At 63.8% G+C, this 20,163-nt stretch carries 19 protein-coding genes; 9 read left to right on the top strand and 10 right to left on the bottom strand.

Going from position 1 to position 20,163, the window contains the following annotated elements; genetic code table 11:
* Positions 1-56 precede the first annotated feature (56 nt).
* A complete protein-coding gene (locus RIE31_11205) occupies positions 57-644 on the bottom strand; it encodes an SIS domain-containing protein (protein ID MEQ8641150.1) in 588 nt (195 codons plus the stop codon).
* 274 nt (positions 645-918) lie between these two features.
* On the opposite strand from RIE31_11205, the gene RIE31_11200 reads away from it, so the two are divergent.
* Positions 919-1,956 (top strand): glycosyltransferase family A protein, encoded by a 1,038-nt coding sequence (locus RIE31_11200; protein MEQ8641149.1) that lies wholly within the window; start codon positions 919-921, stop codon positions 1,954-1,956.
* Positions 1,953-3,296 carry a hypothetical protein gene (locus RIE31_11195; protein MEQ8641148.1) on the top strand — a complete coding sequence of 448 codons (1,344 nt, stop codon included), beginning with the start codon at positions 1,953-1,955 and terminating at the stop codon, positions 3,294-3,296. The genes RIE31_11200 and RIE31_11195 overlap by 4 nt, the downstream gene beginning before the upstream one ends.
* Positions 3,297-3,312: 16 nt before the next feature.
* Here the strand turns inward: RIE31_11195 and RIE31_11190 are convergent, their stop codons facing one another.
* Positions 3,313-3,912, bottom strand: coding sequence for a class I SAM-dependent methyltransferase (locus tag RIE31_11190; protein ID MEQ8641147.1), 600 nt, complete (start codon positions 3,910-3,912; stop codon positions 3,313-3,315).
* A gap of 421 nt (positions 3,913-4,333) precedes the next feature.
* Between RIE31_11190 and RIE31_11185 the strand changes: the two genes are divergently transcribed.
* Genes RIE31_11185 through RIE31_11175 form a run of 3 tightly spaced genes read left to right on the top strand, consistent with a single transcriptional unit; the run spans position 4,334 to position 8,319 of the window.
* Positions 4,334-4,813 (top strand): NUDIX domain-containing protein, encoded by a 480-nt coding sequence (locus RIE31_11185; GenBank protein ID MEQ8641146.1) that lies wholly within the window; start codon positions 4,334-4,336, stop codon positions 4,811-4,813.
* 45 nt (positions 4,814-4,858) lie between these two features.
* Positions 4,859-7,717, top strand: a complete 2,859-nt coding sequence (locus RIE31_11180; GenBank protein ID MEQ8641145.1) for a hypothetical protein — start codon at positions 4,859-4,861, stop codon at positions 7,715-7,717.
* A gap of 5 nt (positions 7,718-7,722) precedes the next feature.
* Positions 7,723-8,319 (top strand): hypothetical protein, encoded by a 597-nt coding sequence (locus RIE31_11175; GenBank protein MEQ8641144.1) that lies wholly within the window; start codon positions 7,723-7,725, stop codon positions 8,317-8,319.
* 19 nt (positions 8,320-8,338) lie between these two features.
* Here RIE31_11175 and asnB read toward each other — a convergent pair whose 3' ends face one another.
* From asnB to RIE31_11135, 8 genes are read right to left on the bottom strand one after another with little or no spacing between them, the layout of a single operon-like run.
* Entirely contained in the window at positions 8,339-10,288 is a 1,950-nt protein-coding gene (gene asnB, locus RIE31_11170; protein MEQ8641143.1) for an asparagine synthase (glutamine-hydrolyzing), read from the bottom strand.
* A gap of 49 nt (positions 10,289-10,337) precedes the next feature.
* Complete coding sequence (gene cysQ / locus RIE31_11165; GenBank protein ID MEQ8641142.1) at positions 10,338-11,183, bottom strand: 3'(2'),5'-bisphosphate nucleotidase CysQ; 846 nt, start codon at positions 11,181-11,183, stop codon at positions 10,338-10,340.
* On the bottom strand, positions 11,176-12,174 hold the full coding sequence (locus tag RIE31_11160) for a lysylphosphatidylglycerol synthase transmembrane domain-containing protein (GenBank protein MEQ8641141.1): 999 nt from the start codon (positions 12,172-12,174) through the stop codon (positions 11,176-11,178). The genes cysQ and RIE31_11160 overlap by 8 nt, the downstream gene beginning before the upstream one ends.
* On the bottom strand, positions 12,174-12,710 hold the full coding sequence (gene lptE / locus RIE31_11155; GenBank protein MEQ8641140.1) for an LPS assembly lipoprotein LptE: 537 nt from the start codon (positions 12,708-12,710) through the stop codon (positions 12,174-12,176). Before lptE ends, RIE31_11160 begins: the two co-directional genes overlap by 1 nt.
* A gap of 12 nt (positions 12,711-12,722) precedes the next feature.
* Positions 12,723-13,751: an aromatic ring-hydroxylating dioxygenase subunit alpha gene (locus RIE31_11150; protein ID MEQ8641139.1), complete on the bottom strand. Its 1,029-nt coding sequence runs from the start codon at positions 13,749-13,751 to the stop codon at positions 12,723-12,725.
* Positions 13,752-13,759: 8 nt separating this feature from the next.
* On the bottom strand, positions 13,760-14,617 hold the full coding sequence (locus RIE31_11145) for a creatininase family protein (GenBank protein ID MEQ8641138.1): 858 nt from the start codon (positions 14,615-14,617) through the stop codon (positions 13,760-13,762).
* A gap of 5 nt (positions 14,618-14,622) precedes the next feature.
* The gene (locus RIE31_11140; GenBank protein MEQ8641137.1) at positions 14,623-15,675 is read right to left on the bottom strand and encodes a GntG family PLP-dependent aldolase; all 1,053 of its coding nucleotides are present in this window, start codon (positions 15,673-15,675) and stop codon (positions 14,623-14,625) included.
* A gap of 3 nt (positions 15,676-15,678) precedes the next feature.
* A complete protein-coding gene (locus RIE31_11135) occupies positions 15,679-16,710 on the bottom strand; it encodes a succinylglutamate desuccinylase/aspartoacylase family protein (protein MEQ8641136.1) in 1,032 nt (343 codons plus the stop codon).
* Positions 16,711-16,946: 236 nt separating this feature from the next.
* Here RIE31_11135 and RIE31_11130 point away from each other — a divergent pair, with 236 nt between their 5' ends.
* The 4 genes from RIE31_11130 to RIE31_11115 all read left to right on the top strand — a co-directional run bounded on the left by RIE31_11130 (position 16,947) and on the right by RIE31_11115 (position 20,161).
* Entirely contained in the window at positions 16,947-17,594 is a 648-nt protein-coding gene (locus RIE31_11130) for a cysteine dioxygenase family protein (GenBank protein MEQ8641135.1), read from the top strand.
* Positions 17,594-19,222, top strand: coding sequence for a rhodanese-like domain-containing protein (locus RIE31_11125; protein ID MEQ8641134.1), 1,629 nt, complete (start codon positions 17,594-17,596; stop codon positions 19,220-19,222). The genes RIE31_11130 and RIE31_11125 overlap by 1 nt, the downstream gene beginning before the upstream one ends.
* 63 nt (positions 19,223-19,285) lie before the next feature.
* Positions 19,286-19,750 carry a host attachment protein gene (locus RIE31_11120; GenBank protein ID MEQ8641133.1) on the top strand — a complete coding sequence of 155 codons (465 nt, stop codon included), beginning with the start codon at positions 19,286-19,288 and terminating at the stop codon, positions 19,748-19,750.
* A 33-nt stretch (positions 19,751-19,783) separates the two neighbouring features.
* Positions 19,784-20,161 carry an HPF/RaiA family ribosome-associated protein gene (locus RIE31_11115; protein ID MEQ8641132.1) on the top strand — a complete coding sequence of 126 codons (378 nt, stop codon included), beginning with the start codon at positions 19,784-19,786 and terminating at the stop codon, positions 20,159-20,161.
* Positions 20,162-20,163 lie beyond the last annotated feature (2 nt).

Raw genomic sequence — 20,163 nt, 5'->3', positions numbered from 1 at the left:
GTCCATCCCGGCGCCGGCCTCTGGAAGAGCCTAAATCCGCCGCGGAGCGGACCGGTTCATGGCCATTTGGTTTCCTTGACCTGCAGGGTGGGGTGGGACACCAGGCCATGCCAGATGACCGCCTGAAACGCTTCGGAATGGGGGGTAATGAGCGTCCCGTCAATCGATGGCACGACCACGACGTGATCGCCCATCTGGTGCGTATAGCCGCCTTCGCGCCCGACGATCCCGAACACGGTTCCTCCCCGGGACTTTACGAAATCGATGGCGTGGATCAGGTTCGTGCTGATGTTGCGCTGGGCGTCGCCGCCGCCAACCGAAAATATGAACACCGCGTCTTCCGACCGGAATCGACTGGTGGCGAGCCAGGCGGAAAAGACCGTTTCCCAACCCTCGTCGTTGGTTCGCGCCGTCAGTTCGGAGACGTTATCCGTTGGCGCATAGGCCTCTATATTGCACAGCTTGCGAAAATCATTCACGGCGTGACTGCAGTTGCCCGCACTCCCGCCAACACCGAGGAAAAAGAGTCGGCCGCCGTCTTGGCGAAGCTGAGCCAGAGCCGTGGCCATGGACTCAATTGCGGCCGTATCGATTCGCGTGGCGATCTCGGCGGCTTGCGAAAAATAGGTGGCGGCATGTGACATCGTGTGACACCTCTATCCGGATCGGTCGCGGAGCGATCGTTTGTGTTGACCTGCGTGCGGCGCAGGCTGGCAGGACCCATAGTCAATCGGGCGGTCTATAGCACGGAATCCTTCGGATTATTCCGTGATTAAGTTTGCCCATCACCTAAGTTGTTCCTATATTTCGCCAGCCGCAAACGGGTTCAACCTCAGTATCGGGTCTCGCGCATGCCAGTTAGCGCATCACATATTCTAATTCCACAAAGAAACGATGCGATATATCGAAGAAAATAGAATGACCTGGTCATCAATCACGCCTGACTTGGGGCGGCTGAGTGTCGTTGTCCCGTGCTTTAATCATGGCGAATACTTGGCTGAGTGCCTGGACGCAATTCTGGATCAGAGCGTCGTTCCCGACGAGATTTTTGTACTGGACGATGCTTCAACCGACAGTTCCTATGCCGTGGCGGACGAATATCGCCAGCGCCATTCGTGTATTCGGCTGGAGAGAAACGCCACAAACCTGGGAGCGGTCGGCAATATCAACCGTGGGTTGGAGCGAGCCACGGGACAATGGGTTCTGTTTGCCGCTGCAGACGATTGGCTGCTGCCTGAAATGCTCGCTACTGCCGCACGGGTTCTGGCCGGGCATCCGGGGGCCGGTTTGTGGTCCGCGCTGTCGTTGATCGCAAGGCATGGACGCCTGACAATTCTCCCTACAACGCGACCGCTGCGGAGATCGGGATATCTTTCGCCTGGGCGAGCCCGTAGAAAGATGATCTGGTGCGATTCCTGGTTTATGGGCAACACCTGTATCCTCAATCGCGAGAAGGCCCTTGCATTTGGCGGTTTGCGTCCAGAGCTGCACAGCTTCTCCGACAATTTCCTTTACCGTCAGCTTTCTGCGAAGTACGGAGCCTGTTTTACGCCCAAGCCTTTGGCTGTATGGCGGCTGACATCCGGATACGCGGCGCGGACGCATGCCAATCCGGATATGATGCATGGAATAAGGTCTGCGGCGGCCCGGATTATGCAGGAGGAGTACGGCGACTTGTTTTCCGCCGCGTATGTCGCGCGATTTGAGCGGCGTCATCGCTATCAGGCCGCAACAGGCATCGATTTTTCCAGGCCTGACGCGGCAGATCGCTTGGCCGACGTGCTGATCGCGCCGTCGGATGCGGATCGAAGAATGCTTCGCTGGCTCGTTCGTCGGGGACGACGCAGCGCCCTGGCGTTTCTGTTTTGGAAGCTAAGGCTGCCGGATGGCTGGGAGGTCCTGTCACGCCACCTGTATTGGCGAACACGTATCAAGAGAGAGGGCGGTGGGTCGTGACATCTAATCCAGGGCAGGGTGCTCGCTTCTCACGGCGTGAGTCCTCGGAGCGTGGCCTCAACAGGCTGCTCTTAATTCTCATACCGCTGACCGTCATCGCGGCGGTTCTGTTCTTCCTTTCGGTCGGCGTGACCGGCAAGGCAGATATTTTTTATGTCCATTGGCTCGGATATCGGCTGTTCGAGCCCTCGGCGGCTCAGGCGGCGATCGCGGCGCATGCCGATCTTGCGGCCGGAGAAGCCTATGAGATCGTCCGCCGCGAGGCTTCGGCGACCAACTATCCGGTCATCAGCCTGTCGTCCTATTTTTTCGCCCAGCTGACCGGGGGCCTTACCCAGGCGGTACTGGCCGCTCACACCGCGGCGTTCCTGCTCGGGCTCGCCATCGCCATGGTCGGGTTCTGTCGCGCTCGGTCGCTTGTCGCCCCCGTGGCCCTGACGGTTTCAGTGATGGCTTTGGCCGCACTGCCGGTGGGGCCGTCGCCAAGCGACCACCTGATGATTCACCCTTCGCCGCTCCATAATCTGATCAATCTGGGTGTGCTCGTTCTGTCGCCCGGAGAGGCTTTTAGTCCGCTTGGCTTCTGGCCCAAATCATCCCTGGCGCTCGTAATGCTTGCTGCATTGTCCCTGCGTTGGGCGGGGCAAGCCAGATGGGCCTATGTCCTGCTGTTCACTACGATGGCGTTCCACATTTCATTGGGCGGCCTGCTCCTGGCGGCCTTTCTGATGATGGACCTGCTGATGCGGCCCCGTCAGGTAGACTACCGTCTTATCGTGCCCATGGCCGTCGCTGGGCTGCTTCTGTTCAGCCTGAGCCAGTGGAGCATTCTTGCGGATACCAACGCCGGCTGGTTCTTCGCCGGGGTTGTGACCGTCGGCGTTGTCGCCTGTCGTCTGGCAAGCCGCTGGGTGGCGCCGCGCATGGGCCAGATTCCCGTTTGGAAAAGCGACAGCTTTACCGCGGCCATTGCCACAATAGTTTTGGTGCCGACGGCGATGGTCGCCTATGCGATCTCGGCGACCGACAATCCGTGGGGTCCGCAATCGGTCTATTTGCAGCTTGCCGCCCGGATGATTGTTCTGGCCTTTAGCGTCGTGCTTCTGGGCCTGTCCTGCGCCGCCGTCAACTGGCTGCACGCCCGCCATGCTGTCTGGTCCGTTGCGCCGGTCGTCGTGACGGCCTTGATTGTCGTGGGCTATGGGGCGGCCGGTTCGTGGTGGTGGCAGGCCCGCACTCTGGAAGGTAGGATGCATCCGTCCGTCGAGCGTCAGAACGCGGACCCGGTGACGGCTATGTACTATAACGCTGTGCGCGACTTGCAGAAGGCCAACCCGTAGGAGAGAAGGCGAGGCCCTATTCCTTCTTGCCGCAACACACCGCAATCAGGTAGTGGGCCATCTTGTGGTAGCCGGTGTGGAGGACTTCATCGTTCATGGCGAACATGAACACGTTGTGAAAAAATCGCTGCATGCCTGTTCGCAGGTCCGGCATTGACTGACAATTGACATGCCCCGCCTTGCTTTGTGGCGAGGCGTAATCCTGACTTTCCAGGCTTGGCATGCCGATAATCAACGTTCCGTGCTGCGTCAGGCCGGCTATCATATTTGTTAGAAAGGCCGCTTCGTCGTCTGGCGCAATGTGCTCCAGAACATCCAGCGCATACATGGCATCGTAGGTGCCCTGGACAGGCCCGGCCAGCATGTCGTGGACGAAGGCGCCGGCAAGCTCCCAACCCTGCACGGTTCGATCGCGAACGTCCTGGATGAAGAGTGGATCGAAATCGGTCACAAACAGGCGGCTGACTTCCTGCTGCACGATCCGGCTGGCAAAGGCGTCGCCGCAGCCGACCTCAAGGACACGATCAGAACCGGCCAGCATCTTGGCGACAAACTTGTATCGGGCAAATGTGAACGTCAGGCGTTTGGGATCGTCATACCACGCCTGATTGACCATCAGGCCGAGACGTTCCCTTCCATGGTGCGCCTCGCGGTCCTGAAGGATGTGGTACTGAGGCTCGCGTGTGCCGGAAGGCCGTTCAACTTGCCTCTCTTTGTCTGTAGCCAGGGTGCGGCTCCTCACAAATGACTGGAGGACCTCTGTATGCCATAGAGGCCGCTTCCGGCCAAGCATCGCCGCGCCGGTGTGAGGGGCCGGCAGGAGAGGGCTGCGGTGGTGGAGGCGGGGCGGGTACGCCGGGTCTTTCCGTGAAAAGCCTGCGCGCGTGAGTCTCCTATTGTTCTCGGACGGAGGCGGATTCGGTCTCGGCCAAGCCCGCGGACCACATATATTCCCTGGCACTTATTCTTGCTTTCCCGTGAGCCTCGTGTATCAACTTCGGCGTCGTCCGCCGGACAGAGAATTACGAAATGCTGCAATGACGAAAAGCCTGTTATACTCGGACTCGGCGCTGACTCTGGAGGATTCGATCGCGGCGGTAATCCAGACAGAGGACGGACGGTATCTGCTGCAGCAACGCGACACCAACCCCCATATCCTCTATCCCGGTTATTGGTGCTGTTTTGGCGGCGCCGTCGAGAAAGGCGAAAGCGACCTGGCGACCCTGGGTCGGGAACTGCATGAGGAGCTGGGCCTGCAGATTGGCCGGCGGACGCCAAGTTTCCTCTCCCGCAGCCGTTTCGAGCTTCCGCACGGCTTGCCCACCCATTCGCGCACGTTCTACAGCCTCAATCTGTGTCTGGATGAGATTGACGGCCTCACCCTTAGGGAAGGCCGGGCCATGGCCTTGTTTGATCCTGATGCCGTGCTGAGGCTCGAGCTTCTGGCTCCCTACGACGCCTATCCGCTCTGGCTGCTTATCAACCGGTCTCGATTGCGGGCGCCGGTTTTTTCATGAGATCGAAAATGGTTCCCTTGGCCGACGAAGCCGAGTGGTAGTGCCATGCGTTTAACAGCAAGCGAAACCTGGCTCCGCCTGGCCGGACGTTCCGAACTTGGATACTGGTACGGCTGGTCGATTGTCGTGGCGGCATATTTCACGCTATCGGCCTGGCTGTTGATCGCCGGTGATTTCATCCCCTACGTCCTGGACAACAATGAGTCCTTCTCCTCTCTGATCCATGCCTACAATCTCTTCCACTTCAGCCTCGCAGACAGCAAAGGACTGGCGGATGAGGCCGCCAGTCCTTTTGCCGCCGCCCATCCCGTTGTTCACACTCACCAGGGAAACTGGCCGCGCCTATATGCCTTCGTCCTGTTCAGCCTAGGCGCGCGCTCGATTGAGGCCCAGATTATCGTCACGACCTACACGGTCGGACTAGGCTCGATCATGCTGGCCTATCATTTCTTCAGCCGTATTCTGTCATCGGGATATGCATTGGCCGCCTGTATTCTGCTGCTGACGGACTATCTCCTGTTCGGCCACTGGCAGCTTGTCACTTACCGCGTGTGGCATACGGCGTTTTTCTTCGCTGCCTTTGTCTGTGTGCAGCAGGCGGCCGCCATGCGACCTTCCCATGGCTGGTATGTTGCGATTTTTCTGATCAACCTGTGTCTTGCCTATTACGAAATCGCGTTCGCTGGATTTGTCATGGTCGCGACCGGCCTTTTTGCCGCCGTGCTGCTGTGGCGGCGGTCAAAGCGCCTCGCTCTGGTCTGGGCCAGTCAGGTGACGGGGGCTCTTGTCGGCGTTGGAATCGTCCTTGCGCAGCTCGTCGGATATTTGGGATGGGAAGGCTTTCTTCAGGACCTGCGACTGACATTCACGGTCCGCAACTTTGGTGCCGAGTCTGCCAGAATCGCTGAACTCAGGGCTTTTCTGGAGACCCATAACATCGCGACGTTCTTCAACTTTGTTGACTCTAGGCCGCTCCTCCGGCTGGACGCCTTCTTCCAGTCATTCTTTCGCTGGGGATATCAGATCTATACGCCGGTTCTGGCTACATCGCTTTTGCTCCCCGCTGTGGCAGGTCTTCTGGCGCTCTGGCGGTTCACATCGCCAGAATCCCTGTCGGCGGTCAATCAGCCGTCCAACAGAGGTGTAGAGCCAGCGCAGGTGGTACTGTTTGGTGTTGGTTTCGGGCTTGTCATCTTGGCCCCACTGTCCTCCATCCTGGCATGTGTGTTGCTGCTTCTGCTGGCCGGAGTCGCTGCGCTGCTGCGGTGGAGGTATTCCCGATCAGTGAATGCCTCTGGCGAGGCGCGCATAACTAATTTGATCATTCTCGCGCTGGCATTTTTTATGTTCTTGCGGACTCTGTGGCTGGGACCGTCGGCTTGGCTCAATGCGACAGTTCGCAGCGATAGTCTGGTCCTGCTCATGTTAGCGCACCTAGCGCTCGGAGCAGTCAGCGTTGTGGCGGCCGTGTATGGCAGGAGAATGGCGCGGGGCCAGAGTTGCATATCCGGAGCCTGGTTTCTGCTCGCAGCGGCAGCCTATCTGTGGGCAATACCGAGTCTGTTTGACCTTGGCTACGCTCCTCTCTGGCATGAGGCCTTGCTGCCAGGGTTGCCTGTGGCCGCGTGGAAGACCGTTGTCATGGTATCGGCATTTGTCGCCACGGAATGGTTGCTGAGTGCGGAGAGACCGGTGGTCTTCAAGACCGGAAATGTCGGCACTTTCGTGTTCCTGTTGCTGTGTTGTTTTGTGTCTTTTGCGCTCGTATACCGGTTGCTGCCCGGCTATATGCACTCTGGCTATCTGTGGCGCTTCACCCCGTTTCATGTGTTCTTTTTGGCGCCTTTGGCGGCCTTTGGTCTCTATATGCTGGTAGTGTCGGCTGGAGTCTTGGCTCGGCGGGCATGGATCTACTGTCATCACATGGGCTTGCGGCGTTTCTGGGCGAATGCCGTCGCCGGGGCCGCTGTCGCCGTTCTCACGGCGGTGCTGACAGCAAGCTGGTTTTCGCTGCAGATTGGATACGTGGACAGGCTTCCTCCGGACAGCTTTGCTTTTGCCAAACAGATGAGAGAACCGCCGCTGCGCGGCGCCTCGGTCGTCAGTAACGCCTACGCGCTGCCGTTTTCGAACCTTGCGGGTTCATGGGCATATCTGGACGCTCATATCGGCCAAGGTGAATATCGATTGGATGATAATGGCTACAGCCTGATCCGAGATGATCGGGCCCTATGGTTTGCCGACCGGACGGAGAATCCCGCTTACGGCCAACCTGCCTATTTTGTGTGTTTCTTTGCCAACAGTCTGCACACTGTTCTTGCCCGGCATGAAGAACGGCACGGGTCATACAGCAACAATTGCAACAATGTTGGACTGGTGCGTCAGGCCAAGGGATTGGCCGCGGAGACGCTGATGAACCATCGTTTGGTCGCCGAAGACCTGTCCCAACGCGCCGCCTGGGCTATCGTGGAACTGGATTGGGACTTTCCGCCATTTCTGAGCCCCTTTGATGAAACAAGCCGGACTTATCCTGTCGGTTTGTCGATCGGACACGTGGACGATACTCCTGTTGCAACAGTCACCTACGGCTATCGGCAGCAGCAAGGTCAAGCGGAAGGTGAAACATTGGTTTCACTTCATCAGGCGGCATTAACATCCGGAGGATGCTACCAGGTGGGGCGCCTTCTTCAGAAAATGACAGTATCCGGAGGCGCGGCTCAGTTGAAACTGCCGCGTGAGACGCAGGTTCAGCCTGTCGTCGCCACTGTCACCCCCCGCTCGCTTTCACGGTCTGGGCAAACAATGACCAGTCGTGTCGTCGACCCCTTCCTGGGCATATTGCCACGGATGCCGTGTGGCGACGACTTGCCCCTATCGGTCATTGGCAGCAGCAAGAAAGGTTAAGCTATATGACCAGTGCGACTTCTTCATCGACAAAATACAGCTACCCGTTGATCATGCGGGAACGCAACGGCTCCTTCATTCTAGCGTGCCCGACACTGCGATTGATCCTCGAGGGTCAATCCCTGGATGTTCTGTATAGCCAAATGCAGGTTTCGATCGCGGAGCTGCTTGAGCGCCATGAACGTGCGGGTCTGTCGCCTCCACAGCCAGGCGGAGGTGAGGGGGATTTGCGCGGCGAGTCAACTGGCTTGCGCCCGACCAGGCGGCGATGGTTGTTTTTGCCGGTCGTGATGGCAGTGGTGTTTGTTGGAATGGTGGCGGTGGTGGCGCCGGCGGCGCAATTCATCGGCGAGGTTCAGTCCAGGGTGCGCGAAGCAGCGGCCCAGATGGCAGAGCCCAGACTTTGGTCCAACAGGCTGATTCAGCTCGCAGAGGTTCTTGAGCAGATTACGCCTGAACGGGAACAGGAACTGTTGCAGGCCATAGATCGGATTGTTCTCGCGCTCGAACCTTATGCTGACCGCTTGCGCCCACTGTACAGTGATCCGGGGGCTAGCCTTGAGCCTTCCGGGTCTGCGGAAGAAACTTTGCCGGCGCCGTAGGCTGACGTCGGCGCGCCCTTCAGGCGTTGGCGCCCTGGCGTCGCTGGTCCAGCCAGGCATTGAGCATGAGAATGGTCCACAGCCGTGCGCCGTGGTTTGCGGCTTCGCTCATATGAGCATCGCACAGCGCACGAACGGCATTGGCGTTCAGCAAACCCTCGTCGCGCAACCGTGTCGGATCCAGCAGCGATTCCGCCCAATCCCGCAGCGGGCCGCGAAGCCACTGGTCAAGGGGGATTCCGAAACCGGTCTTGGGCCGTTCGAATAGCGCTGGCGGAACATACCGCGCGAGAATCGTCCGTAGTATGAGCTTGCCGCTGTCGGCGCCCAGCCTGGCGATCCGCGGCAGCCGCCATGCGGCTTCTACAATCCGCCGGTCGAGCAGCGGCACGCGGGTCTCCAGGGCGACGGACATGGCGGCCCGGTCGACCTTCACCAGAATGTCGTCGGGCAGGTAGGTCAGGCTGTCCATGACCTGCATCCAGTCGCCATAGTCGTCAAACCGCTCGCCGAGCGCACGATCCCACAGCAGACCACGGGCTTCGGCCGCCGGGGCGATTTCGGATGGGTCGTTCCAGTGCGACACGATGCGGCGGAACAGCGCCTCGCGGTCCGGTGTGGCCAGAACCTCCGCCGCCGTGCGCCGGCTGTCCAGCCGTCGGCGCGGCCCCGCCGTGTGGTCGCTCAACCGGCCGACCAGGGCGCGGAACAGGGGCTCCGGCACCAGGCCGACGAAGCGCGCCGCCAGCCGCCGGACAGGCAGCGGCACGGACGCCAGAAGCCGCCACATGCGGCGCGCCGACCAGTAGCGGCGGTAGCCGGCGAACACCTCGTCGCCGCCGTCGCCGGTCAGGGCCACCGTGACGTCGCGGCGGGCCAGCCGCGAGATGAGCCACGTGGGAATCTGCGAAGAGTCGGCGAAGGGCTCGTCATAGACCCGGGCCATGGCCGGCACGGCGTCCAGGGCCGACGTGCCGTCCACATAGAGCTCCGTATGGTCGGTCCCCAAGTGACGGGCGATGGCCGCGGCGTGGGGCGCTTCATCGAAGCCGGACTCGGAAAAGCCGAGGCTGAAGGAGCGGACAGGGCCGCCCGTTCGCGTCATGGCCGCGGCGACGAGGGAGGAATCGATGCCGCCGGAGAGAAAGACGCCCAGGGGCACGTCGCTCACCATGCAGTCCGCCACCACCTCGCCGATCAGGGCGTCGAGCGCCGCCGCCTGCGCCTCGACCGGCCGCGGATCGGGACGGGCGATGCCGTCGGCCGCCACATCGGCCAGCGACCAGTAGGGACGTTCCGTCGCCGCCCGGCCGTCGGCGGCGACCGTCAGGAAGGTTCCCGGCATCAGCTTGCGGACATGACGGAAGATCGTACCGGGCGCCGGCACGTAGTTGTGGCGCATGAAGGCGGCGACCGCGCCGGGATCGATCTCCGGCGTCCAGCCGCCGGCGGCCTCCAGGGCTCGCAGCTCGGAGCCGAAAAGGAACAGCCCGTCCTTTTGCAGCCAGTACAAGGGCTTCTGCCCGAAATGGTCGCGGGCGAGAGTCAGCGTGCGCGCCCCGCGGTCCCACGCGGCGAAGGCGAACATGCCGTTGATCCTGGCCAGCGCGGTCTCTATGCCCCATTGGGCGATGGCCTCCACCAGGACTTCGGAGTCCGACGTGCCGCGAAACCGCGTTCCGTTCGCTGCAAGCCGGGCCCGCAGATCGCGATGATTGTAGATCTCTCCGTTGTAGGTCAGGGCCACCCGACCGTCGGCCGATACCATGGGCAGGTGCCCCGTGGGCGTCAGGTCGATGATGGACAGGCGCCGGTGAGACAGGGCGATTGCGGCGTCTGCGTCGCTCCACAGGCCTTCATTGTCGGGACCGCGATGGATCAGCGCCGCCGCCATGCGTTGCGCGCGACGCTCCAGCCGCGCGCCATCATTGCGCGCGGAAAGGTCGATCAGGCCGGCAATGCCACACATCCGCGCTATCCTGATGCAGTTTGGCTTGCGGCGCGCGTCATATGCCGCACTAGGACGATCCCATGTCGCCGGCCAGCGCCCGGAAGCTCTGATCCAGTCCGTAGGCCGCCAGCCTGTCGCTGCCGTCAACCGCGCCGCAAGCGATGAAGGGCGGGTTGCGCAGCCGCGCCGGATGGTAGGTCAGCGGCTGGCCGTCCCAGCAGGTGACATCACCGCCGGCCGCCTGCAGCACCGCATGGCCGGCGGCAATATCCCACGCCATAGTGGGCGTGAGCCGGGGATAGAGATCGGCGCTGCCGTCCGCTACGGCGACCAGTTTGAGAGAAGAGCCGTAGTGCAGGACCTGACGAACCCTGAGCAGCGCCAGAAGCTGATCCATGCGGGTGTGCCGGTGCGAGCGGCTGGCCACCACCCGCAGGCCGGCGGTATCCGGCGTGGCGACGCAAATGAGCTGCGGCGGTTCGTTCCGGTCGGCGCGCCAGGCGGCGCCCGCAGCGTCGCTCCACCAGGTGCGGCCGCTGGTCGGCTGATGCACCGCACCCAGTCGCGGCAGGCCGTCCACCACCAGGGCGATGTTGACGGTGAATTCATCGCGCCCGGCGACGAACTCTCTGGTGCCGTCTAGCGGGTCTACCAGAAAGAAGGCCCCTTGAACGTCGCGTGGCGCGGCGCCGGCGGCGCTGGCTTCCTCGCCGATGACCGGCCAGCCGGTGGAAAGGGCCGCCAGGCTCTCGTCAATCAGGGCCTCGGCTTCGCGATCGGCGCGGGTGACCGGCGAGCCGTCGCTCTTGGTCTCTGCCTGCGCGCCCTGCCGCTGGATCTCCAGGATCAGGTCACCAGCGTGGCGGGCGATTGCCGGCAGTTCGGCGGCGACGCGCTGCATCATGTCAGCCATCGGCGGCGTCGCTCCGGGCGGACCGTCCGCGCCGTACGCGCAGAAGGATCAATCCGCCGGGCAGCGCGATCAGGGCCATCAGCAGGCCCAGCAGAATTGCCAGGGCGGCGGACTCCGTGGCGGCGATGCCGGCCATGCCCAGCGCCACCACCATGGCGCCTTCGCGCACCCCCCAGCCGGCGATCGACACCGGCAGCATGGCCAGCAACATGACCACGGGGACGAACATGAAGGCCTGGCCCAGGGTGAGTGGCACCTCCAGCGCCAGCGCCAGCGCCGCCACGGCAAGCACCGACAGGGCCTGAACCAGCAAGGCCAGCACGACAATGAGGAGCCCGGCAGGCTGCGCCAGAACGTGACGGGCGCTCTGCAGGTGGCGATGAAGCGTGACCAGGCGCGGCCATCGGATATAGGCCTCCAGATAGGCGCCGGACAGCAGCCACAGCGCCGCCAGCGCGACGACGACCCCGGCTGTCGCGACGATCAGGGCCGGTGCGGCGGCGCCCGGCGGCAACAGGGCGATGAGCCACGGCAGGGCGGCGACAATTAGTAGGGCGATGGCGAGGAAGCCGGTCAGGCGGTCGAGGACGACGCTGGTAAGGAGCCGGCCGAGCGAGCCGACGTGCGGTCGCATGTACCAGATGCGCGCGGCATCGCCCGCCACGACCGACGGAAAGCCCTGATTGAAGAACTGGCCAAGCCAGGTCAACTGGACGCACATGGCGAATCGCGGACTCTCCTCCAGGCCAAGCAAGACACGCTGCCAGCGCAGGCTGCTGGTGACGATCTGCAAGGCTAGAGCGGCGAGCGCGACCGCAAGCCAGGCGGGGTTGGCGCCAGTGATGCGGCCGACCGCCGCTGCCAGGTCGATACGCGACAGGACCAGAGCGAGAATTGCTCCGCTGACCAACAGCTTCGCCAGAATCAGCCAGCGGCCATGGTTCGATCGGCGGTCGGCCGATGCCGCTTCGGCCCTCGGCGGGATGGTCATCACCCTAGACCGGCGAAAAAGGCCGCAAGCCGGGTAGTGATTTCGTCGGCAACATCCTGGCTGCCGGTCTCCAGCGCTTGCAGGGCGGCGGCACGGCTGGCGAACTCCGACTCCACCTCGTCATAGCTGACGGCAATCGACACAGTGTCTTCGAACAGCGGCTCTGCGCCCTGGCTGCCATACAGGCGGAAACGGGCCGCCAGCAGCAGGTTGGAGCGCGTCGTGGTTTCGTCCTTGCGGATGGCCAGGGCTTGTTCGGTCACACCGAACGAGACGTCAAGGCGATAGAGTGGCCGCGGCGGCTCGCCTCTCGGGTTGATGCGATCGAGAAGGAAGTTGCGTAGCTGCTGGCCAGCCCGGTCGCCGATCACCGATATCTTGATGGTTGCCATCTGCTGCGCCACCGGGACGCCGCCACGCGCACCATAGAGTGGCTGAAAGCCACAGGCGGCGAGAAGTGGCACGGCGATGGCCGCCGCCAGAACATGACGGCGTGTGAGAGCGGGGTCACGGACCTTGCCAGTCGGCGCGATCATGGGAGGCATGGGTCAGGCGGCCTCGGTCCGGCGGCGGACTTCGGATTCGCCATGCGCGGCCAGCAGGCGGGACAGGTGCTGGCGCATCAGCAGGCCAGGCTTGTCCGACGGCATGTGGAACTCACCGCCGCGGGCGATGTCCAGCGGCGCATCGCCGTCGGTGCCTTCGAGGACGACCCGGTCCTCACCGGTGATCTGCCGGTCATAGGCGATGACATCGGCCGCCCTGACCTCCGCTTCCGTGTCGTTGCGGACGACGAACTGACAGACCTGGATGGACTCGTCGTCGATCGGCGTGGCGGCGGTGAAGATGATCTGCTCCAGCCCGTTGGGATAGGTGATCTTGAACTTGCGGCAGAACGGCATGAACCAGGTCTGGTGGCGCCGGCGGGTGGTGACATCTTCGGCCGAGCCGGTCGTCTTCTTGCCGAGCTCAGGATTGCGCACCTGGCTTTCGGAACGCAGATGAAAGCCGCCGTCGAACTCTTCCACCGTAAAGTCGGCCGGTTTCGGATTCTTGATATCGCCGAAGCTGGACTTGTGAACATAGCTCAGATGAGCCCCGTCAAACGAGTTTTCCATAAGGCGCAGGGCAGAGCAGCGCCATGGCTCATAGAACTCCTGAATCAGGCGGTAGCCTGCGGCCTCCGCTTCCGGCAGGTCGGGAATGTCCGTCAGCGGGTCGTCCAGCGCCACCCAGACATAGCCGTAGCGGGCGGCGGCGCGATAGGACGGCACACGGATGGTCTCGTTGCGGCCGCTTTCCGCGATCTGGGGGATACGCACCAGCACACCGTCAGCGCCATAGGTCCAGCCATGGTAAGGGCAGACAATATGACCGTCCTCTATCCAGCCGCCGGACAGGCGGGCCGAGCGATGGCAGCAGCGGTCGCGCATGGCGACCGGCTTGCCGTCGCCGGTCAGCCACAAGACCAGGGGAGTGTTCAGCAGAGTGAAGGCGCGCGGACCCCCGTTCAACTGGTCGAGCGGGATGACCGGGTACCAGAAACGCCGAAGGATCGGCTGGCGGGCTTGGAGCATGCTCTTCCCTAGTCTGTGTCGGCAACCGGCCAGGCGGCCTTGTTGCGCAGCATTTCTAGGGGAAAGCGGGCGGTTTCGTCCACCAGCTCGGCCAAGGCCCGGGCCGTCTCGTCGATCAGCCGGCGGCCCTTTTCGCCATCGGCCAGGCGGGCGTCACCCATGGCGCCCAACGGATTCAGGTCCTGTGCCATCCAGCCCACGGAAACGCGCCCTTCGAACCGCAGATGCCGGTTGCTCGCGGCCAGGGCCGCCGCGGCGGAGGTGAAGTCCTGGACGTGCGCCGTGTCCACCTGGTCCGGCTGCAGATGCAGCATCATGCTGGTTTCCACCGCGCCGCCATGGATGCCGTGGTCGCGCTCTGCCTGGCCGAACATTTCACCGGTGGACTGGCGCAGGCCGTAGGTGCTGGCCACCACCACCAGCATGCCGAAGCGCACCCGCAAGTCGCGGGCAACGATTTCCGCCACCTGCGGCTGACCGCCGTGACTGTTGAACAGGATGAGGCGGCGCACCCCGGTCCGCGCCACGCCTTCGCCGATGGCGGTCCATACCTGGCGCAAGGTCTCGCTATCCAGGGTCAGTGTGCCGGCGAAGGCCAGGTGTTCGTCGCTCTTGCCAATGGGCAGGGTCGGCAGCACCACCAGCGGCGACTGCGGCGCCAGCCGCCCGACCATGTGGCTGACTATGCCGTCGTTGAGGAAGGTATCCACGCCCACCGGCAGGTGCGGGCCGTGCTGTTCTACCGCGCCCACGGGCAGCAGGGCCACCAGCCTGCTGCAATCCAGTTCGGAAAAAGTCCTGGCCGACATCTCGGCCCAGTAGCGGCGAAAACCCGGATGGCGTGTCGGGTCGTGGGTTTCGGGCATGAGAGTCAGGCGGCCTTGGCCGTTTCGTCCAGTACGCGGCCGATGATCTCCGCCGCCTGGTCCATATGGGCCGGGGTCAGGGGGGCATGGGTGACAAAACGCAACCGTCCGCCACCCGGCGGATTGACCCGGACGCCAGCGGCCGCCAAAGCCACCGTAAAGGCCGTGCCGTCGCTGACCCGTTGCGGCAGGCGGCAATAGACCATGTTGGTTGCCGGCGGCTCGGCCTCGACGCCAAAGCCAAGGGCCGCGAGGCGGTGATGGAGGCGGCGGGCCGCGGCATGGTCGTCGGCCAGTCGTGCCACCATATTGTCCAGCGCGTAGAGCCCGGCGGCGGCGAACACGCCCGCCTGGCGCATACCGCCGCCGACCATCTGACGCCAGCGGCGGGCGGCGGCGATGAAGTCGCGGCCACCCACCAGCAAGGCGCCGACCGGACAGGTCAGCCCCTTGGTCAGGCAGATGGTCAGGGAATCCGTATGACGGAACAGCTCGTCCGGGGTCACGCCAAGGGCCACTGCCGCATTGAAGATGCGCGCGCCGTCCACATGGACGGCCAGGCCCAACCGGTCGGCTTCCGCCCGCAGCGCCGCCAGTGCTGCCGGTGGCACCGCCACACCACCGGCGGCATTGTGGGTGTTCTCCAGACACAACAGGGAGGTGGGCGCATACAGGACCTCGCCGCTGCGCTGGAAGACGCGGGCCAGGCTGTCGGCTGCGATGATGCCGCGGTCGCTGCGGACCAGGCGCGCCGTCAGGCCGCACACCGGGCCCAGGTGTCCGCCCTCATGGTTCTGAATGTGACAGGTCTCGTCCAGGATCACCGAATCGCCGCGCCGGGTGTGGGCCATCAGCGCCACCAGATTGGCCTGGGTCGCGCTGAACAGCAGCATGGCCGCCTCGGCGCCCAGACGTTCCGCCGCCACCGCCTCCAGGCGGGCGACGGTCGGATCGTCGCGGTAGTAATCATCCCCCACCTCGGCCTCGGCCATGGCCCGGCGCATGGCCGGCCCCGGTTCCGTCACCGTATCGCTGCGCAGGTCGATAGGCATGACCATGGCTTACTCCGTCGGCTGGCTGACCGGCGCTGTTGCCGGCTGAAACAGGGTAAAGGCTATATCGCCCGGCTGCACGGTGGCCCAGCGCCAGCGCACCGCAACCGTCCCGGCCAGCGGTGCGGTGATGGTGGTGATGGGCGCGCCGTTGGGTTGCCGGAGAGTGGCCAGGGTCTGGCCGGCACTGACCGGATCGCCCAGTTCCACAGCGCAATCCAGCAGCCCGCCGGCCGGCGCCGGGATATGGCGGGCGGTAAAGGCGGCGGCCGGACCTTCTCTCGGCGGCGGGGCGGCGGCGATCATTTCCAGGTGATGGAGCAGCCCGGCCAGCCGTGCCCGATAGAGGGTCTGGAACCCTGCCTGGCTGACACCACCGCCGCCAATCTCCGCCTCGATGGCCGGAATTCCCGCGCCGTTGGCGCACTTCACCAGCAGACCCGCCGGCCAGTCCACCAGGCGTACGCGGGCAAAGCCGGCGCCGTCCGCCATGGACCAGCAGGTCGCCGCGGTCGGCGCGCCGGCGCCGGGCACCTCCACATAGGGCAAGGTCTCGCCGTGGCGGCTCCAGCTATGCATGGAAAAGACAAACTGTGCCTGGCTCACCACCTGGTGCCACAGCGCGTGGGCGATGCGCTGGGTAGGACTGCCCGCCGGGTCACCGGGAAAGCTGCGGTTCATATCCTTGCCGTCCAGCGGGCTCAACCGCTGATTGGCGAGAAAGGCCGGTGGATGCGCAACTGGCACCAGGACGAGCCGGCCACGCACCCTAGCCGGATCCAGCGTGCGCCACAGGTGATGCAGGGCCAGCGGACCTTCGGGCTCGTCGCCGTGCACGCCGGCGATCAGCAGGGTAACGGGTGAGGGGCCGTGGCCGGCGATGACCTGCACCGGCACCGTGAGCGGCGCTCCGTCGCCACCAATATAGGCGGACAGGGCGTATTCGGCGCGCTGCCCGTCCGCCAGTTCCGCGATGCAGGCGGGCACGGCCGGAAAGGGTGTCTGTGATGGCGCTAGAGGCGCTGAGGGCACTGGAGGCATGGCATTTCCGACAGGTCTGGCGTGACACCGACAAACGCGCCGTCACAGCTTCACCAAACCGGGCGTCCAATGCCAGTGCCGCCGCACAGGCCCAACATGCCGGCCGGCATCTGCGCATGAGCCAGCGGGCCCAAGTCAGCGGGTCCAAGTCAGCGGGCCTTGGTCAGCGGGCGGTGGGCGGGGCATACTGGGGCCGAGCCACGTCAGCGCCGCCGCCGTCCAACAGGGAGCCCGCCATGTCCACCGCCGAACCAACCTTCGCCGACCGGGAAGACGTGGCCAGGCGACGCCAGGCCAGCATCGCCGCCGCCATAGAGCGTATCCGTCGCATCGAGAGCGAGGATGGCGTGTCCTGGGCCGCGCTTGACCGCATCAAGCAGGTGATGATTGATCTGACAGCCGATGCGCGGTTGTTCCCGGCCGCGGACTTCCCCCTGGGCGCCGGCGGGACCAGCAAGCTCTACACCCTGTCGCGCGACGACGACGGCCGATTCACCCTGTATATGTCGGTCGGTCGCGAAGGCAAGGAAACGCCGCCCCATGACCACACCACCTGGGCGGTCATTGCCGGGCTGAAGGGGCGCGAACACAATCAGTTCTACCGCCGGCTGGACGACGGGTCCGTACCCGGCAAGGGGCAGATCGAGAAGACCGAACGAATTACCGTCGCCCACGGCGATGCGGTCTCTTTGATGCCCGATACGGTGCACAGCATTCACCTGGAAGGCGAAGCGCCGACGTTGATGCTGCACATGTATGGTCGTGCTCTCGACCTGCTGGATGAGCGGGTCGCCTTCGATATGGAAAAGGGCACAACGTGGAAGTTCGGCGCCGGCAATCTGGACGACAGTCAGGTCGTCGCTCTGGGGGCCGTGCAGCGCTGATGGCCCGCCGTTCAATCTCTCCCGCCGAGCTGAAGGCCCGGCTGCGCCAGCCAGGGGAGCTGGCCATCCTTGATGTGCGCGAGGAGGCGGCTCACCACGCGGCCAAGCCGTTCTATGCGGCCTTTGCTCCGCTGAGCCGGCTGGAGATCCTCATTCGCGACCTTGTGCCCCGTCGCGCCACGCCGCTGGTGCTGTTGGACGATGGCAATGGGCTGGCGGAGCGGGCGGCCGACGTTCTCGACGCCATGGGCTATTCCGACCTTGCGGTTTTGGATGGCGGCGTACCCGCCTGGCAGGCGGCGGGCTATGAGCTGTTTTCCGGCGTCCATGTACCGTCCAAGGCTTTCGGCGAGGTGGTGGAGCAGCAATGTGGCACGCCGCATATCGAAGCGGGCGACCTGAAGGCCATGATGGATTCCGGCAAGCCACTGGTGGTGCTGGATAGCCGGCCGATTGAAGAGTTCCGCAACATGTCGATTCCAGGCGGCGTGGATGCGCCGGGTGCGGAGCTGGCCTATCGCGTCCATGATATGGCGCCGGACCCGAGTGTTCCGGTGGTAGTCAATTGCGCCGGGCGAACGCGATCGATTATCGGTGCCCAGTCGCTGATCAATGCTGGCATTCCCAATCCGGTTTTTGCCCTTAAAGATGGCACCATGGGCTGGACCCTGGCGGGGTTTGACCTGGACCATGGTCGCGACGTCATGGCGCCGGACCCCAGTGCGGAAGGCCTGGCCAGGGCCCAGGCGTGTGCGGCGGAGGTGGCCCGGCGCTACGGCGTGCGGTCGCTCTCTCTTGCCGGGCTTGATCGCCTGCGGCGGGAATCGGCCGACCACAGTCTCTATGTGCTCGATGTGCGCAGTCCGGCGGAGTATGAGGCCGGCCATCTGCCCGGTGCGGCGTCGGCGCCGGGTGGGCAACTGGTGCAGGAGACCGAGCGTTGGATCGCCACCCTCGGCGCCCGCGTTGTGCTGGTGGATGATACCGGTGTGCGGGCGACCATGACGGCATCGTGGTTGTTGCAGATGGGCTGGGAAGAGGTCTTTGTTCTGGAAGGCGGCATCGTCGGCCGCACTCTGACTCGTGGTGCATGGAAACCCAACCTGGCCGGTTTGCAGCTTGACCCGCGGCCGCCGCTGCGGGTTGAGGAACTGCGCGCCATGATCGACCGCGATGAGGCTCTGGTGATCGATCTGGCGACCAGCCAGGACTATATCAAGGGGCATATTCCTGGCGCCTGGTTCGCCATCCGCGCGGAACTGGATGAAGCGGTGACCCGCATGCCGGGAACCGATGTCTATGTGCTGACCTCGCCGGACAATGTTCTGGCCAGGCTGGCGGCGGAGTCACTGCGCCAGTTGACCCGTAAGTCGGTGCTCACTCTGGAGGGCGGAACGCGCGGTTGGGTGGCGGCCGGCGGGGCGCTGGCCAGCGGTCCCGAGCGCATGGCCAGCGAGGCGCGGGACGTGGCCCTGAAGCCTTACCATCACCCGGACGAAATTGCCCAGCGCATGCGTGACTATCTGGTGTGGGAGGTGGGGCTGGTGGCGCAGATTGCGCGCGATGGCGATCATCGCTTCCGTGTCGGGCCGCTGCAGAATACCGCGGCCAGTGTGGCTGAAGCCTGATCTGAATCAAGGCGCTGGTCACAAAACCAGCGCACAAGAAACGGGTGGAAACCAGGAGGTCCGATGACCAGGAAGATACTGACTTGGATTCTGGTGGCGGATGGCGGCAAGGCGCGGCTGTTCTGCAGTGATGTGCGCCTGCCCAGGATTCGCCCGGTCATTGACGATGCCTTCGTCAGTGAGGCGCGACACCTGAGCAATCAGGACATCCTGAGTGATCGGCCGGGCCGCGCCTTTGACCGCTCGCGCGGGCAACCGCACGCCATGGAGCCGCCAAGCGATCCAAAGACCGTGGAGGAAGACCGCTTCGTCCGCTATCTGGCGGACTATCTGAAGCAGGCTCTCGACCGTGGCGCCTTCGATGCGCTGGTCCTGGTGGCCGCACCGCGCGCGCTTGGCATCCTGCGTCGGGCCATGGATAAGACAGTGCAGGCGACGGTAGAGTCGGAAATTGCCAAGGATCTGACCAATCTTCCCATTAAGGAGCTGACGGAGCATCTGGAGTCCGATCTGCAGTCGCAGTCCTAAGACATTCCATCAACGGACAAACGAGGATCAGGCATGGCCATTCCCCTGGAGATCACGTTTCGCAATATGGACCGTTCGCAAGCAGTTGTTGATCGGGTCAACGAAAAGATGGAATGGCTCGCGAAATTCTATGAGCGGATCGAACACTGCCGCGTGGTGATCGAGGCGCCACATCGCAACCACAGCAAGGGGAACCACTATAAGGTTCACCTGACGGTCGGCGTCCCGGGGCAGGATATTGTCGCCGGCGCACATGTGGGGAAAAGCCCGGCCCATGAGGACGTGTATGTGGCGGTGCGCGATGCGTTCAACGCGGCCCGGCGGGAGTTGAAGTCGCACAATCAGAAACAGCGGGGCGAGGTCAAGTCGCACGGCGACGATACGCTTCCTGCGGAAGTCCAGGGGGACTAGTC

It is taken from the genome of Alphaproteobacteria bacterium (assembly GCA_040218575.1).
Classification (GTDB): domain Bacteria; phylum Pseudomonadota; class Alphaproteobacteria; order JAVJRE01; family JAVJRE01; genus JAVJRE01.
The sequence above is the reverse complement of the archived record's forward strand: the minus strand, read 5'-3'. Positions and strand labels throughout refer to the sequence as shown.